This is a genomic window from Janthinobacterium sp. P210005 (assembly GCF_036231865.1).
In the GTDB taxonomy this organism is placed as follows: domain Bacteria; phylum Pseudomonadota; class Gammaproteobacteria; order Burkholderiales; family Burkholderiaceae_D; genus Janthinobacterium; species Janthinobacterium kumbetense.
In genome coordinates this window covers 17,889-33,343 of the sequence record NZ_JAZARC010000005.1, presented here as the reverse complement: position 1 = coordinate 33,343, position 15,455 = coordinate 17,889, and the positions used below count along the sequence as shown (strand labels likewise).

The window sequence follows — 15,455 nt, the reverse complement described above, 5'->3', positions numbered from 1 at the left end:
GCAGCGCGTCCGGCGCGCTTCCGCCTTTCCCAACCTGCCTCTGGAGCAACTGCCCATGTTACGCATGAAAACTTCCATCCTTCCCCTCCTGGCCGGCTTGCTGTGCGCGGGCGTCTGCACCGCGGTACAGGCGCAGGCTGGCGTATCTTGCCGTCCAGAATTGCAGGCCCAGGCGGAGCCGGGTGGCGCGCGCGTCGTGCGCTACCGCAAGAATATCGATGAGCTGACCCCGGCCGAGCTTGACGCCTTCAAGCATGCGGTGAGCGAGATGAAACGCAAGAGCCAGGAAAACGTGTATGACCGGCGCGGCTTCCTGTGGCAAGCCTGGGTGCATAACTGTACCTCCGTCGACGTCTTCAATGACCGCCAGGCGGCCTTGCCCGGCGACAGGCTGAAGCAGTTGCTGGGCGATCCGACGCGCAACAGTTGCGACATTGCTTATTTCATCGACAAGGTGGCGACCGAGGACAATGCCCACGAGGAATTCCCGGGCGAGTGCGAGCACCAGAAGAACACCTTTTTGCAATGGCACCGGGCGCAGCTGTACTTTTACGAGCAAGCCCTGCAGGCGGCCGACCCGAACGGCGAACGTGGCCCCAGCACGCGCAACGTTGCGCTGCCGTACTGGAACTTCACCCGCAAGCCTTCCGGCGTGCGCTATCCGAAAGCCTTCGAGGATGTCGATTCGCCGCTGTACGATGCCACGCGCAAGAGGGAGGGGCTCGACAGCTCGCTGGCCACGGCTTCGCCCAATTTGCTGGCCTACCAGATCTACTACATGGATTGGGCCGATTTTGGCGGCGACGAATACGGCAGCCTGGGCGGCGGCAACCTGGAGACGAAGATCCACAATCACATGCACGCCACCTACATGGGCGGCAATATGGGCGACAACGTCACGGCCGGCCTCGATCCGCTGTTCTATGCCTTCCATAATTTCCTCGATTACAGTTTCGAGAAGTGGCTGGACGAGCATGGCGACGCCGGCATACGCGGCAGCGGGCGCACGGCGTTCATGCGCAGCGAACAGGACGCCAGCTTGCCACGGCCCATCGGCTGGAGCGCCGGCAGCGGCGATGCCCAGCGCAGCGATTCGGGCGACTATACGGCCAACATGGGCCAGGCGGTGCTGTACTTCGACACCCTCCGGCAAGGCTATGGCTTCCAGCCGCGCTATGGTGGCGAGTTTGCCCGCAAGAAGGATATCCAGGCCTTGATCGACCGGCACCAGCAGGCGGGGTTTGTATTCGGCGACAACCAGAAAAGCCTGTTCGCCGCCCTGCTCAGCGACGATGCGGCCGATGGCGCGGTCGCCAGGCCCGACCTCACCGTCACCAGCGCCTACACGATCCCGGCGCGGCGGGTGGCCGGCGACAAGCGGGCGAACATGGTGCTGGACCGCGCGCATGCGGACGAGGACTACAGTTTTCAGGCCGATATCTACCTGTATCCCGCCAAGGTGACTGCGCGCATCGGCGACAAGGCGTTCCGCGACCGCTACCTGGTCACCAGCACCAGCCACTGGGCCCTGTCCGGCGCCCACCAGCATGATAAATATGTCATCGAAACGGATATCACCGGCATCGTCGACAGCCTGGTTCCCAAGAAGCGCAGGCAGGCCTGGCGCATCACGGCGGCCATCACCACGAATGACAAGGGCCGCGGCCTGATACGGCAAGGCGATTTTTCCACGCCCGTGATCCAGGTCGTCGACCGCCGCAAACCTGCCGAACCCACGTATGAGGAGAGCAAGCCATGAACGAACGGACCAGCTTCAAGCGCGATGTGCAGGGCCTGTTTTCCCGCTACGTGGCCGACATGAACAAGATCAAGCTGTCGAACCCCGAGTCGACGGGCGTGCAGCGGCTATACCTGAATGACTATGCGAGCGTGAAGGCGTTTGCCTGGCAAATCCAGGTGGCCATCCACGGTTACGACTATGACAGCCGCAACGCAAAATGGCTGGTGGACGCCGGGCACCGCCTGCGCGCGCCGGGAGGGCGGGAAGGCGAGTATGTCATGTCCGCGCCGCATCCGATGCCGCCCGACGGGCCGATGCCGCAGGAAGGCATCGATATCTTCGACCAGTGGGTCAGGGACGGCATGCAGCCGTGACTCTCAGGCCAACCGGCACAGACACCCTTGATGATCAGGAGTTCAGCATGGCATACACAGGTTTGAGAATTCATCCGGCCATCGGCATCGCCCGCGTCGGCAACAGCGAAGAATACTATCTGGGCCCGGAAAGCCTGGCCGGCATGCCGCTCGATGGCCAGGATGGCACGGGAGGCTTGCCGATCCGGCCCGGCACGGAAGACACGACCATCGCCAGCACCGAGTTGCGCGACGCCGGCGGAAAGCTCAAGCGGCAGGCGGCCCGCTTCCGCATTTACCAGTATGCGTTCGACGCGGCGGACGGCGTGGAAAGCTACCCGCTGGGCCGGCGGGGCGCGGCGGCCGAAGTGGCCATCGGCAGCATGGTCGATGGCAAGATCGTCAAGGACATCGTCTGGACCGTGCACCTGGCCAACAAGAAAGCCAATAGCTGGGAGGGCGGGGACGGCGTGGCGCCGTTTGAAAACCAGCGCGCGCCAGCCCTGCGCAATCCGCACTTTGGCGAGCCGGGCTCGCCGCATTTCGGCACGCCGGCCGACCCGCTGCGCCTGAAGCTGCTGGTCATCGACCCCGGACCGCGCACCGTGCAGGCTTCGCGCCAAGGCGTGCAGCAGTTCGACACATCGACGCCGCCGTCGTGCGCGGATGCGGCCAGCGGCGCCGTGCGCAGCCTGCCCGACTATCCCGTGTCGTTCCCGCGCGGCGGGCAGCCTGGCGCGCCGGCGCAAGGCCCTGGCGCCATCATCGCCTCGCTGGGCGCCATCACGACGGAAAAGAATGGACGATTGCTGGTGCTGGGCGGCTATGGCAAGGCCTGCGGCTTCGACGCGCATGGCAATTATTCGGCCGCCGCCATCCTGCACGACAATGTCAACAACGACAACTGGTTCGATGACGTGGCCGATGGTCCCGTCACGGCCATGCTGCTCTTTGCCGACGGCACGGCGCGCAGCGTCGAGGGCAGTGCCTGGGTGATCTCGAGCGACCCGTCGTACGCGCCGCAAACGGCGAACGTCGTATCGCTGTGGGACGACCTGTATTGCACCTGGCTGGAAAAGATGGCGCTGCGGCCCGCCGTCCATGCGGACGGCCGCTACCAGGCGGGCTACCGGAGCAATTTCCGCACCGATGTCCAGCCCATCCTGCGCGCGGCGTCGCTCCAGCGCTGGACGACCAGCTTGCCGGCCAGGGCGATCAAGGAGCACGACTTGCTGGGCAAGATGAAGGCGGAAGGCCTGACCTACCCGATCATGAATTTCATCCGCCATCCCGACCAGACGGGCGCGCCGTCGCTGAAGCCGCAAATGCCGCTGTCGCTGGGCGATGCGGGCAGCAGCCTGCTGACCCTGACCCGGGCCCAGTATTTTTTCATGGAGCAGTGGGCGCATGGCCAGTATGTGGCCGACAGCGGTGATTTCCTGCTGGGCGCGGGCGAAGCGCTCGACCGTACGGTCCTGTTCAACTGCCTGGGCGGCCGCTACAGCCCCGGCATCGAGATGGGTTTTATCGTGCGCGACCCCGGCCTGTACCGGCAGGCGTGGCGGCGCCATGATGCCGGCGGCCCGTTCCGCCTCAATGCCCAGCATCTCGATTACGCGGCCGCCGTCAGGGACCAGCCTTTCCTCGGCGCCGGCTACATGCCGCTGCGCGGCGGCGAGGTGCAGCCCGGCGACGTGTCGAAGTTCATGGCCTTGCCGTGGCATACCGATTACAACTCGTGCGCCACGCATTTGCCCGACCCGAATCCCGGCGGCACGGTGCTGAATAACCAGCAGGCGATCGATGCGGCCACGGCGCTCAATGGCAATGGCTACAATACCTTGCTGTATTCCTCCTGGCCGGCGCAGCGGCCCGTGGCCGTGTACACGTACGAGGACGTCGTCGCCAATGGCGGCGAATTGGCGACGCCGCGCTATTCCGTGCGCGGCAAGGGCACGCGGGCCGATGGGGTGCCGTCGACCACCCCGGAAAATGCGGAAATCGACCGGCCCGCCATGCATGTGGGCCGCTACCAGGACCGCGCGCAGTTCCTGCTGAACTGGCACCGCATCGGCGTGGTCGTGCAAAGCACGGCGATTGCGCGCAAGGCGGGCGAAAAGGCCATCTGCAAGGATTACTACCTGGAAGTCGAAAGCCTGTTCGACAGCGATGAAAGCAACCTGGTCGAGTATTGGCGCAATACGGCCATCGACAAGGTGTACCGGCCGAAGTCGCAGCCGAAACCGAAGCCCTGATGGCGGCGGTTGCAGACAGTCCCGGCGCGGCAGGGCCATCGCGGCAGCGCTACCGGGTCGCCATCATCGGCGGCGGCCCGGCGGGCTGCGCCTGCGCGCTGGCGCTGGCGCAGCATGGCGTGCACGACGTGCTCGTGATCGAGGCGGGCGACTACGCGCAATTTCGCATCGGCGAAAGCATTCCGCCCGAGGCCAACCGTCTATTCCAGGCGCTGGGCATTGCGCAGGATTTTTTCGCCGAGGCGCACGCGCCTTGCCATGGCAGCTGTTCCTGGTGGGGCAGCGACAAGCGCGGCTACAACGACGCGCTGCTGCATCCGCTGGGCCATGGCTGGCACCTGGAGCGTTCCCGTTTCAATGGCTTCCTGGCGCGCCAGGCGCGCTTGCGCGGGGCGGAAGTGCTGCTGCGCGCCAGCCTGGCCGCGTCGGCCCCGGCGCAAGACGGCGGTTTTACTCTGGAATTGATGCTGGGCGATCCGGCGCACCCGCGCCCGGCCAGCATCCATGCCGATGTGGTGGTCGACGCCAGCGGCACGCGCGCCGTCTTCGCGCGCCAGCGCGGCAGCCGCAAGGTCGAGACGCTGCCGCTGGTCTGCCTGGCCATGCGCTTCGCCGCGCCCGACGGCCCCCGTTCCGGCCTGACGCACCTGGAAGCGGTCGAACACGGCTGGTGGTATGGCGCCCATCTGCCCGACGCCACCATGCTGCTGGCGTTCTACAGCGACGCGGCCACCGTCAAGGCGCGGCGCCTGCAGCATGCCGCGCACTGGCTGGAAGGGCTGGCGGCCGCGCCCAATACGGCTGCGCTGGCCCGCGGCGCGGTGCCGCTGGCAGGCGGCGTGCAGAGTTTTCCCGCGCCGTCCTACTGCCTCGAGCAACTGCATGGCGACGGCTGGCTGGCCATCGGCGACGCCGCCTCGGCCTACGATCCCGTCACCTCGCAAGGCATCGTCAAGGCGCTCGCCAACGGCATGGCGGCCGCTGGCGCCATCGCCGGCCACGCCGCCCTGGACGCGGTGGCGCACACGGTGGCGCAGCGCTACGCCGATTACCTGGCGCAGCGCCAGCAGTACTACGGTTGGGAGCAGCGCTGGCCCGCCGCGCCGTTCTGGCGCCAGCTGCATGCGGGTGCGCTAGCGGATTAACGGCGCTGCGCCTCGCGTTCGAGCGTATCCCTGCCGATGATCTTCAGGCTGGCGCCGCCCTTGAACGGCAGCGCTTCCTCGCTGCCCGCCGTCTGGATGCCGGCCGAGACGCCGATTTCGGCCGTCACGTCGACGAATTCCGTACGGAACATGCGCAGCTCGGTATGCTTGATGACGCTTTGCAGCGCAATCGACTGGCCCGGCGCGATGGGGGTGAAGGCGCGCTTGAGCGCGTGATTGGCCAGGCCCGTCTTCAATACCTGGCTTTGTTCGCTCGCGTTGTCGATCAGGCGCATATTGGGCCCCCGCGCTTGCATGTACTGGAGCGGATAGCCGACTTCCCCATTGCCGATATTCTTGATGACCACCTCGATGCGCATGTCGCTGCCCGTGAAAATGCAGGCCGGATTATCGATGCAGTGGGCGCTGATGGAGAGGATGTCGTTCGGCATGGCGTTTCCTGGGAGTTGTAGGGACACTGCGAGCAGTGCGATTAGGAGCCGTTCAGGATGATATCGCATTTGATCTGCCGTCCTATTTTCGTCCGTAGCAAGTCCTGCACTTCGATGGCGATCTGCCAGGCATGCCGGTCACGGATGACGATGGAGCCGGCCGAGTTCATGATGTTGGCAGCGGCCGGTTCCGGTTCCTCATCGTCCGAGAGCGAAGGCACGGGCGCATCCCAGCTGCCGTCCGGTTTCTTGTATTTGACGGTCTCGTCGTCTCCTTCCACATACGAGTATTCATCCGGCAAGCCATAGCAGTGACCGAATTCATGGGCGTGTGTCTGACCATCGGTCGAGGCGGACACGTCGATGATGGTACCCGTCACGCTTTCGCGGTCGTAGCGTTTGTGGATCTGCATGACGTAGTGCTCGTTGCTCTCCACATAAACGACGCGGTAGATGATGGGCAGGGTGCGCGTGCCGCATTCCGGATCGCTGATTTTCATCTGGAATTTATTGTTCCAGTGGCTTTCCAGCCCCGTGGTGGCGATGCCCTTGACGTACTTGATGACGGCGGCGCGCTGCTTGGCCCGCGTGGCGGCCTGCGGGGTGCCCTTCTCGCGGTCTTCCAGCGCCTGGTCGGCCGGCTCGAGCACCGTGATCACCTTGACGCGCAATTCGGCGATGATGCCGGTATTCGACTTGACGGGCACGTAGATCTTGTAGCGCACGGTGTCGAAATAGTTATGCGGCGCGCCAGTGGCGCCGAAGGTGTTGTTGTAGCGCGGCACGCTGGAGACGCTAATCTCCTTTTCATAGTCGGCGATCCAGCAGGCGGGGCGCTTGATCAGCACTTCCTTGCGCTGCTTGTTGTCGACGGGGCTGGTGCTGGACGTACCCGTTGCCTTGAATTTCGGTTCGGGGTTGGGCGGCGCCTTGGCCGTCGTGCCGGGCGCGGGCGACTTGGCGCGCGTGTCCGGCCTGGGCGCAGGAGCCGGGTCAGGGCTGCTCTCCGTCTCGGGCAACTGGCCCGGCGACTTGAGCAGTTCGATCACCAGCGCCTCGACGGCGGCAGCCGCCACGATGTGGGTCAGGCCCCTGGCGTCCGTCATGCCCGTTTCGATACTGCCGTCGGCGCGCTTGACGCGATACGGCTGGCGCGCCATCAGTTCGCCCGTGTCGCGGTCTTTCAGCACGAAGCCTTCGTCGAACAGTTTCAAGCGGCTGTCCGGCAACGGCGGCAGGCCGGCCGCGGCGCTGGCGCCGCCATTGAAGAGATGCTGCCCGCCCTTGACCGTAAAATGGCCGGGGCAGCGGAAGGTGATGTCGCCGCCTTCGAGCGTGATCGAGGATTGCCCCGCTTGCAGGACGATTTTCTGGTTGGCCTTGATGTCGATGCTGTCGCTCACGGAGATCACCGTGACGGCTTGATCGGCGAGGATTTCCAGCTGGTCGGTATGCGCTTCGAGCGAGACGGGGCCGTTGCCCGCGACGGCCTTGATGCCGCCTTCCTGGCTGAACAGCGTGGCCGCGTTGGCCGCCACCGAGGCGACCGTCTGGCCGGCCGTCATGTGCAGGTCGGCCTGCGCCGTCCAGTGCAGCTGCTGGCCCGCGAACAGCACGGTCGATGCGGGCGTGGCCCAGTTGATGCTGCTGGGCGACTCCATCAGCACCAGCGGCTGGGCGTAGCGTTCCACGGGCTGCGCCGCATCGGGCGCGCGCGTGCCGCTGCCCGCCTTGCTGGCTTCCTGGCCGCCGACGCTGGCCTGGTACTTGCCATCCTGCTGCGGGTCGATCTGCTTCGCCATGTCCAGCTGCGCCCGGTTCGCATCCTTGCTGACGAGGGCTTTTTGCTGGCTTGCCGACGTCGCCACCGTCTTGCTCAGTTCACAGGCGCCGCGCAGCAGGGCCAGCGCCTCCTTGGTGTCGAGCTGGCTCGACGCCACGCCGGCGCCCTGGCGCGCGCGCGCCGTGGTCGAGAGCAGCACGCCTTCGCCGGCGCGCAGCATGGCCCAGGCATCGGTGCGCAACTCAAAGCCGCTGCCGCGGTAGTTGCCCCGTTGCGCCGAACTGGCACCTTGCTGCACCAGGTAGCCCAGATTGAGCTCGGTGGCGGCGCTGCTCGAAGCGAGCCGCGTGCGCAGCTGGCCCTGGGTATCGTCCAGTACCCACTGGTTGTAGCCGGCGCCATCGAAATTGTGGCTGTGCATGCCCGACAGGGCGCCCGCGTGGTTGACGCCCGAATCCTCGCCGGCCGCATATGGCGGCGTATCGCTGCCCGTGTAGAGCTGGGCGACGACCAGCGGGCGGTCCATGTCGCCTTCGATGAAGTCGACCAGCACTTCGGTGCCGAGGCGCGGCGTGAATTGCGAACCCCAGTTCGGGCCGGCCAGCGCTTCGGCCACGCGCACCCAGGCGCCGGACGCCTCGTTGCCGGGCGCGTTGCCCTGCAGGTCGGTGTTGTGCGCCAGGCCGCCGGGATTGGCGGCGCTGCCGCGCTGCCAGGCAAACTGGATGCGCACCTGGTGGTCGCGGCCCGTGGTGGCCACGCTGTCGGCCAGGCCCACCACCAGTGCCGTCTGCGGACCCAGTGCCACGGCCGGCGCGCGCGCGGCGGTGGCGCGCGGCACGATGGCCACGCTGGTGCGTACGCAGCCGAAGCGGTTGCGGTAGGTGCCCGGCTCGATCTGGCCGGCGATCCAGTCGGCCACGCCGCCCAGGCCGGCCGTCCTGGCCAGCTTAGACAGCATGTCGCCCAGGCTGGCGCCGGCCGGTCCTGTATTGTTGCGCGCCTGGTGCTCGGCCCACAGCACGGTGAAGGCGTTGGCGCCATCGGCATGCTGCTCGTGCTGCAGCAGGCGCATGGCGTGGCCGGCGGCCAGGCGGCGCACGGCGCCGGCGCCGTCGAACTGCTTGTTGTCCAGTTCCAGGGCTTGCAGCATGCGCTCGCTGTGCGGCCCGGCCGCTGCGCGGTCGGCGTGCAGGCGCTCGCCGGCACCGTCATACACGGCCAGCTGCGGCAATTGCCCGGCCTCCAGGCTGGAGACCTGCTCGGCGGCGGGCGCCGTCACCTGCGCCGGGTCCCAGCTGCTGATGCTGACGGCGTTCGATTGCACCTGGCGGCGCGCGCCGAAGCGGTCGATGGCGTCGTCGGTATCGGTGGCGCGCACGCCGTGAAAGCGCATGTCGGCGCCGCCCGGCGTCTGCGGCGCGGTGGCCTTGCTGTCGAAGATCACCAGTTTGTGCCTGGCCTGCGCCTGGTCATCGCCGCTGTCCTGCGCGCCGCCGGGCTGGTCGTGCTCGAAGCGCCAGCTCAGGCCTTCGGCAGCGAGCAGGCGCGCGAAGAAATCGAAGTCGCTTTCGCGGTACTGGGTGCAGATGGCGCGCGTGGCCAGCGCCTGGCTGACATCGAATGCGAAGCGCAGCTGCGGGTAGTCGGCCAGCAGCTCGGTGACGATGTCGCGCGCATTCTTGTCCTGGAAAATGTAACTGTCGCGGCGCAGCTGCAGCAGGGCCAGGGCCGGCTCGAGGCGCAGCCGGTAGCGCGCCACGCCGCCGTCGGCGCCCAGCCAGGCGCAATCGGTGCAGATGCCGTGCCAGGCGCGCTGGCTGCCGTCGGGCTGCAGCAGGCACAGCGTCATTTCTTCGCCGATGAAGGAGGCCAGGTCCAGGCTGGCCGCGGTGCTCAGGGCGTCGACCTCGAAGCGGAACAGTTCATTGACGGCCTCGCGGCCTTCGAACTGTTCCGCCATCAGCGATTCCGGCTGCCCGGACTGCTGGGCCGTGGCCAGGGTGATGAGCCGTGCGTGCTGGCTCAGGCCCGTGCCGAACTGGCCCGTTGCCGCGGGGGTTTGTTGTGCGTCGCCCATCACGGCAGGGTAATGCTCAGGTTAGCCACGCGCGGCGCCAGCTTGACGATGTCGTTATAGGCATTGATCTGCGCTTGCGTCTGTTTAGCCAGCATGGTGCGCAGCCCCAGGTAGCCCAGTGCGCAGATCAGGGCGAACACCGAGCACAGCACCCATGGCGGCACGTTGTTGCGCAGCTTGTGGATGATCTGGTCGGGCCGCTCCGCATGCGGGGCGAAGCCGGTTTTCTTGCCCTTCATCTGGGCGATTTCGTCGCCCAGGCGCGCCGTCAGGTAATTGAGTTTTTCCGGGCCTTCGAGGATGTAGCGGCCCTGGAAACCCAGCAGCAGGCACATGTGGAAGACCTCGAGCGCCTGCAGGTGCGCGCTGCCGCGCGCGCGCAGCGCTTCGAGACGGATGAAGAAGTTTTCGCCGGCCAGCTGGTCGCCGAACAGCACCAGCTGCAACGGCCGCCGCGCCCATTCGTCGCGGATGCTGTAGGGCGAACGCAGGATGATTTCATCGACGGCCGCGCAGAACGCATATTTGGCGGCGTCGATGTCGTCCGCCGACGCGCCCTGTTTTTTCGCGCCGCGACTGAATTCATCGAGGAAGTGCGTCATCTTGCTGATGAAATCGGCATTGTCTTGCGGCCCGCTGCCGTTCTTCAGCATGAACAGGGCGTAAAAACCGTCGTACATCAAGTCCATCAAGGTGTGTTCGGTGCCGGGACCGGCAGCCATGCTGGCGGCATAGGCGGCCTGGCTGCCGGACATCAGGGAAGGGGGGGCGCTGGAGTGCATCGTTGGACCTCAGGAAGTGACGGCGACAAGTTCGAGTTTCAGTTCACGCATGCCGGAAGGGACATACACCAGCAGCGACTGCGCCTGCAGCATGCGTTCGTACATCTGGCCCTTGGCCTCGATGGTGAAGTAAAACATGTCGGGACGTACCGGCACGGCGGCCGGCACCTGCGGCGCATGCTGCAGGCGCACCCCGGGCAGGGCGGACAGGACGAATTTTTCCACGTCGTCGGGCGCGCCCACCTTGAAGCGCAGCGGCACTACGTCGACCAGTTCCACGCCGGCCATGTCGGCGGACACGCCCAGGTAGAACGCCGTCTTGGCATCGATCTTTTCCGAGTCCAGCTTGCCGTGATGGTAGGACGGCTTGGTTTCCGTCAGCGCGATGGCGAAGTATTTCGACGAGATCACGGTGTCGAGCAATTCGCGGATCATGGCGTGCAGCTGGGCGAACGACGGTCCGGGATCGGCATGCCGGTACGGCGGCAGGTCGGCCAGCGCATGGCTGCGTGAAAAGGTCATCAAGCCGCCGGCCAGGGCCAGCAGCTGTTCGTACAGGCGCTCCGGATGCAGCGCCGGATGATGGAAGTAATGGCTGAGCGAGGCGTAGGCCGCGCTGGCCGTATGCAGCAGCCAGAACGAGGACATGTCGCCGGAGCGAAATTCGATCACGCTCTTGCTCGGCTCGCGGTGATGCCCATACAGCGCGTTGACCTTGGCCTGCAGCGCGTCGATCAGGCGGCGCAGCTGCAGGAACAGCAGGGGCGCGCTGCGGATGGACAGGCTGGGGGGCACGAAGGCGGGATCCTGCTCGAAGCCGCCCGTCGACAGGCGCCGCAGGCGCAGCAGGGGGAAGCTGACGTAGGAATCGCGCGGTTCGGCATCGGCGACCAGGCGCAGGGTTTTTTTCAGGTAGGTCAGTTCGGCCTGCGCGGCCTGGGTGTACAGGTCCGGCGTGCTGAGATTGGCCTGGGCGTAGCGCGCCGCGTTGTTGGGCTGGCCGCTGGCGGCGAAGTTGCCGCCGAATGGCTTGAAAGCCGGCAAGGCGGCGTGGAAGGTCACAGATTGCAGCGACGACGGCAAGTTGCCCAGGTCGAGCGCGTCGGGCAGGTCATCGCTTCCGGCGGCGTTGTAGATTTCGCCGTCCTGGAAGACCAGCGACAGTTCCAGCAGGCGCAAGCTGTTGTTCGCCAGCGCATCGCGGTCGATCTGCAACTGGTTCACGCCCCACGCGTACGGGTGCAGCGCCTTGACGCTCTCGTGCAGGCGCTGTTCGTGGTACTGGTCTTGCTGCTGGAAATGCTGGGGCCGCAGGAACAGCCCTTCGCCCCATAACAATTTGTTTGCCATGCTCATGAATTGCCCTCTATGCCAGACACAGTGAGGCGCGCGGCAGCGACTGAAAATCATGCTTCGCATCGCGCAACTTGGTGCTTTTTTCGCAACTGCAAGAACCTTAACATTATCTTGAAGAATGGTGCGTACGGTACGTTTTTAGCGTAAGTAGTGTGAGTTTTCGCGTATTTTCTATCGAACGCAGTGAATTTTGAAATCATGCTACGCTCCGAAAAATAAACAATTAGCAACTATAAAAAGCAACTTTTTAATTGCCAAAACCGTCTTCTTTTTTGAAGGAAAGCTCAACATGACACGCCTGGTTTCGCTACGCACGCTTGCAGTTATCGCCTGTGCTTTTACCCTCAGCGCCTGCAATACGGCGCCGGTGGCCAAGCCGCCGCCCGTCGTGGCGCCGACGCTGGAAGAACTGATGGCCAAGGCCACGCAGGCGGTGGACACGGGCAACAAGGCGGCGGCGCTGGCGCTGTGGCAGGAGGCGGCCGCCGCGGCGCCCGCCGACAAGCAGCCCTGGGTGCGCATGGCGCAAAGCCGCTACGATGCGGGCCAGTATGGTGAAGCCATCCTCAATGCCCAGGAAGTGCTGGTGCGCGATCCTGCCGACAAGCTGGCCAACAGCGTGATCGCCATCAGCGGACTGCGCCTGTCGACGCGGGCGCTGGCCGACCTGAGCCGCCAGAACAACCTGTCCGGTCCGCTGCGCGCGGAATCGCAGGACCTGGCCAAGCTGCTGCGCGAGAGCCTGGGCGAAACCGTGCTGGTGCCGCCGCCGGACAAGCCGCCCGTGCGCGCGTCGCGCAAGCAGCCAAGCAAGCGCACTGCCGATGAGGGCAGCGCCAATCCATTCAACGCCCTGAAGTAGCCAGCCAGGCACAGGTACGCCGCAGTTCAACAGGCGCATCGCCGATGCCGCCAATATTTGGGAAGGGGATGTCATGTCGAAAAAAGATAGTGTGCAGAAGCGCTTGCAAAAGGTACGCCCGCCACGCGTGCAGATGACCTATGACGTCGAGATCGGCGACGCCATCGAAAACAAGGAGCTGCCCTTCGTGGTGGGCGTGGTGGGTGATTTCGGCGGCAATTCCGAACTCGAGCAGAAGCGCTTGAAGGACCGCAAGTTCGTCGACATCGACCGCGACAATTTCGATGAAGTGATGAAGGGCATCGAGCCGCGCGCCACCTTCCGCGTGCCGAATGAACTGGGCGCCGCTGGCGGCCAGTTCGGCGTCGAGCTGAAATTTCGCGCGATCGCCGATTTCCGCCCGGAAGCGGTGGTCGAGCAGGTCGAGCCGCTGCGCAAGCTGCTCGAGGCGCGCACCAAGCTGGCCGACCTGCGCAACAAGCTGGCCGGCAACGACAAACTGGAAGACATCCTGAATGACGTGCTCAACAGCACGGAAAAACTGGCCCAGCTGGAACAACATTCCCACGTCAGGAAAGATTGATATGTCCGCACAACTGACCCCCGCATTGAGCGCTGCCGGCGCCGCCGAAATCGACTTGCTCGACCAGATCGTCGAGCAGAGCAAGGTGGCCAAATCCAGCGTCGAACACGCCCGCGCCAAGGATCTGATTTCCGAACTGGTCAGCCAGGTCATGGATGGCACGGTGGTGGTATCGAACAACCTGGCCGCCACCATCGATGCCCGCGTGGCCGAACTGGACCAGCTCATTTCCGCGCAGCTCAGCGCCATCATGCACGCGCCCGAATTCCAGAAGCTGGAAAGCAGCTGGACGGGCCTGCACTACCTGGTGAAGAACACGGCCACCGGCACGAATCTGAAAATCAAGATGATGAACGCGACCAAGCGCGAACTGGTCAAGGATTTCCAGAGCGCGCTGGAGTTCGACCAGTCGACCATGTTCAAGAAGGTCTACGAAGAGGAATTCGGCACCTTTGGCGGCGCGCCGTTCGGCACCTTGCTGGGCGACTTCGAATTCAGCCGCCAGCCGGAAGACATGTATTTCATCGAGCAGATGTCGCACGTGGCCGCCGCCGCGCACGCGCCGTTCATCTCGTCCGCGTCGCCGGAACTGTTTGGCCTGGAAAGCTACAGCGACCTGGGCAAGCCGCGCGACCTGGCCAAGGTCTTCGACACGGTCGAGTATGCGAAGTGGAAATCCTTGCGCGAATCGGAAGATTCGCGCTACGTGGGCCTGACCTTGCCCCGCTTCCTGGGCCGGCTGCCGTTCAATCCGCTCGATGGCGCCACCGTCGACGGCTTCAATTTCGTCGAGGACGTCGACGGCACCGACCACCAGAAATACCTGTGGTGCAACGCCGCCTACGCGTTCGGCACCAAGCTGACGGCCGCCTTCGAGGATTACGGCTGGTGCGCGGCGATCCGCGGCGTGGAGGGGGGCGGCCTGGTGGAAGACTTGCCGACACATACCTTCAAGACGGACGAAGGCGAGGTGGCGCTGAAATGCCCGACCGAGATCGCCATCACGGACCGCCGCGAAAAGGAATTGAGCGACCTGGGCTTCATCTCCCTCGTGCACTGCAAGAACACGGACTATGCCGCGTTTTTCGGCGCCCAGTCGGCGCAGAAGGCGAAAAAATACAATACCGACGCCGCCAACGCGAACGCCGTGCTGTCGGCGCAGCTGCAATACATCTTCGCCGTGTCGCGCATCGCCCACTACATGAAGGCCATGATGCGCGACAAGATCGGCAGCTTTGCCGCCGCCTCCAACGTGGAAGATTTCCTCAACCGCTGGCTGACGCAGTACGTGCTGCTCGACGATAACGCCAGCCAGGAACAGAAGGCCCAGTTTCCGCTGCGCGAAGCCTCGGTGCAGGTGGCGGAAGTGCCGGGCCGGCCCGGCGTGTACCGCGCCGTGTCCTTCCTGCGTCCGCATTTCCAGCTCGACGAATTGTCCGTTTCACTCCGTTTGGTCGCGGAGCTTCCGCAGTCGACCAAATCGTAATGTATTTTTCTTCACACCCTTGAAAGGAATAACATGGCAATCGACGTATACTTGCAAATTGATGGCATCAAAGGCGAATCCACGGATAACAGCCACAAAGATTGGATCGAATGCAAGTCGGTCCAGTGGCAGGTGTTGCAACCCAAATCGGCGACCGCCTCGACGGGCGGCGGCCATACCGCCGAACGTACCGAGCACAAGGATATCGTCATCGCCAAGATGGCCGATCTCGCCAGCCCCTTGCTGCTGCAAACTTGCTCTTCTGGCAAGACCATCCCGAAAGCCAAGCTCGAGTTCCTGCGCGCCGATGGCCAGGGCGAGCGCATCAAGTACTTCGAGATCGAACTGGAGAATGTGATGATCAGCAGCGTGGCGCCATCGGTGGCCGCGGGCGACATTCTCGGCGAAGACCTGGCACTCAAGTATTCGAAGGTCAAGTGGAAGTACACGCAGCAAAAAGTGGGTGGCGGCTCGGGCGGCAATACCTCCGGCGGCTGGGACCTGTCGGCCAACAAGACAGCCTGACCGCATCTGACCGCGTACGCCAGCGGCGCGCTGCTGCCGCTGGCTTTCCTGG

Annotated in this window: 12 protein-coding genes; 8 read left to right on the top strand and 4 right to left on the bottom strand. The window is 64.9% G+C overall.

Translation table 11 applies throughout. From position 1 onward, the window contains the following. Positions 1 to 55 precede the first annotated feature (55 nt). The 4 genes from VPH40_RS19390 to VPH40_RS19375 are packed head-to-tail and all read left to right on the top strand — an operon-like array spanning position 56 to position 5,494. Positions 56 to 1,759 (top strand): tyrosinase family protein, encoded by a 1,704-nt coding sequence (locus tag VPH40_RS19390; RefSeq protein WP_328574263.1) that lies wholly within the window; start codon positions 56 to 58, stop codon positions 1,757 to 1,759. Continuing rightward, positions 1,756 to 2,115 carry a hypothetical protein gene (locus VPH40_RS19385; protein ID WP_099664671.1) on the top strand — a complete coding sequence of 120 codons (360 nt, stop codon included), beginning with the start codon at positions 1,756 to 1,758 and terminating at the stop codon, positions 2,113 to 2,115. Before VPH40_RS19390 ends, VPH40_RS19385 begins: the two co-directional genes overlap by 4 nt. A 47-nt stretch (positions 2,116 to 2,162) precedes the next feature. Further along, entirely contained in the window at positions 2,163 to 4,349 is a 2,187-nt protein-coding gene (locus VPH40_RS19380) for a LodA/GoxA family CTQ-dependent oxidase (protein WP_328574262.1), read from the top strand. Beyond that, positions 4,349 to 5,494 (top strand): FAD-dependent oxidoreductase, encoded by a 1,146-nt coding sequence (locus VPH40_RS19375; RefSeq protein WP_328574261.1) that lies wholly within the window; start codon positions 4,349 to 4,351, stop codon positions 5,492 to 5,494. Before VPH40_RS19380 ends, VPH40_RS19375 begins: the two co-directional genes overlap by 1 nt. On the opposite strand, the gene VPH40_RS19370 is transcribed toward VPH40_RS19375, so the two are convergent. The 4 genes from VPH40_RS19370 to tssK are packed head-to-tail and all read right to left on the bottom strand — an operon-like array spanning position 5,491 to position 11,947. Next, the gene (locus tag VPH40_RS19370) at positions 5,491 to 5,946 is read right to left on the bottom strand and encodes a hypothetical protein (protein WP_099664668.1); all 456 of its coding nucleotides are present in this window, start codon (positions 5,944 to 5,946) and stop codon (positions 5,491 to 5,493) included. The two genes, VPH40_RS19375 and VPH40_RS19370, sit on opposite strands and share 4 nt — an antisense overlap. Positions 5,947 to 5,987: 41 nt before the next feature. Next, positions 5,988 to 9,809, bottom strand: coding sequence for a type VI secretion system Vgr family protein (tssI, locus tag VPH40_RS19365; RefSeq protein ID WP_328574260.1), 3,822 nt, complete (start codon positions 9,807 to 9,809; stop codon positions 5,988 to 5,990). Next, a complete protein-coding gene (gene icmH / locus VPH40_RS19360) occupies positions 9,809 to 10,591 on the bottom strand; it encodes a type IVB secretion system protein IcmH/DotU (RefSeq protein ID WP_099664666.1) in 783 nt (260 codons plus the stop codon). Before icmH ends, tssI begins: the two co-directional genes overlap by 1 nt. A 9-nt stretch (positions 10,592 to 10,600) precedes the next feature. Further along, positions 10,601 to 11,947, bottom strand: a complete 1,347-nt coding sequence (gene tssK, locus VPH40_RS19355; RefSeq protein WP_099664665.1) for a type VI secretion system baseplate subunit TssK — start codon at positions 11,945 to 11,947, stop codon at positions 10,601 to 10,603. Between the two features lie 289 nt (positions 11,948 to 12,236). Here tssK and VPH40_RS19350 point away from each other — a divergent pair, with 289 nt between their 5' ends. From VPH40_RS19350 to VPH40_RS19335, 4 genes are all read left to right on the top strand, one after another. Next, complete coding sequence (locus tag VPH40_RS19350) at positions 12,237 to 12,809, top strand: hypothetical protein (protein ID WP_328574259.1); 573 nt, start codon at positions 12,237 to 12,239, stop codon at positions 12,807 to 12,809. Positions 12,810 to 12,882: 73 nt separating this feature from the next. Next, positions 12,883 to 13,392, top strand: coding sequence for a type VI secretion system contractile sheath small subunit (gene tssB, locus VPH40_RS19345; RefSeq protein WP_077402277.1), 510 nt, complete (start codon positions 12,883 to 12,885; stop codon positions 13,390 to 13,392). Between the two features lies 1 nt (position 13,393). Further along, positions 13,394 to 14,878, top strand: coding sequence for a type VI secretion system contractile sheath large subunit (gene tssC / locus VPH40_RS19340; protein WP_099664664.1), 1,485 nt, complete (start codon positions 13,394 to 13,396; stop codon positions 14,876 to 14,878). A 33-nt stretch (positions 14,879 to 14,911) separates the two neighbouring features. Then, positions 14,912 to 15,403: an Hcp family type VI secretion system effector gene (locus VPH40_RS19335; protein WP_035817450.1), complete on the top strand. Its 492-nt coding sequence runs from the start codon at positions 14,912 to 14,914 to the stop codon at positions 15,401 to 15,403. Positions 15,404 to 15,455: the final 52 nt, after the last annotated feature.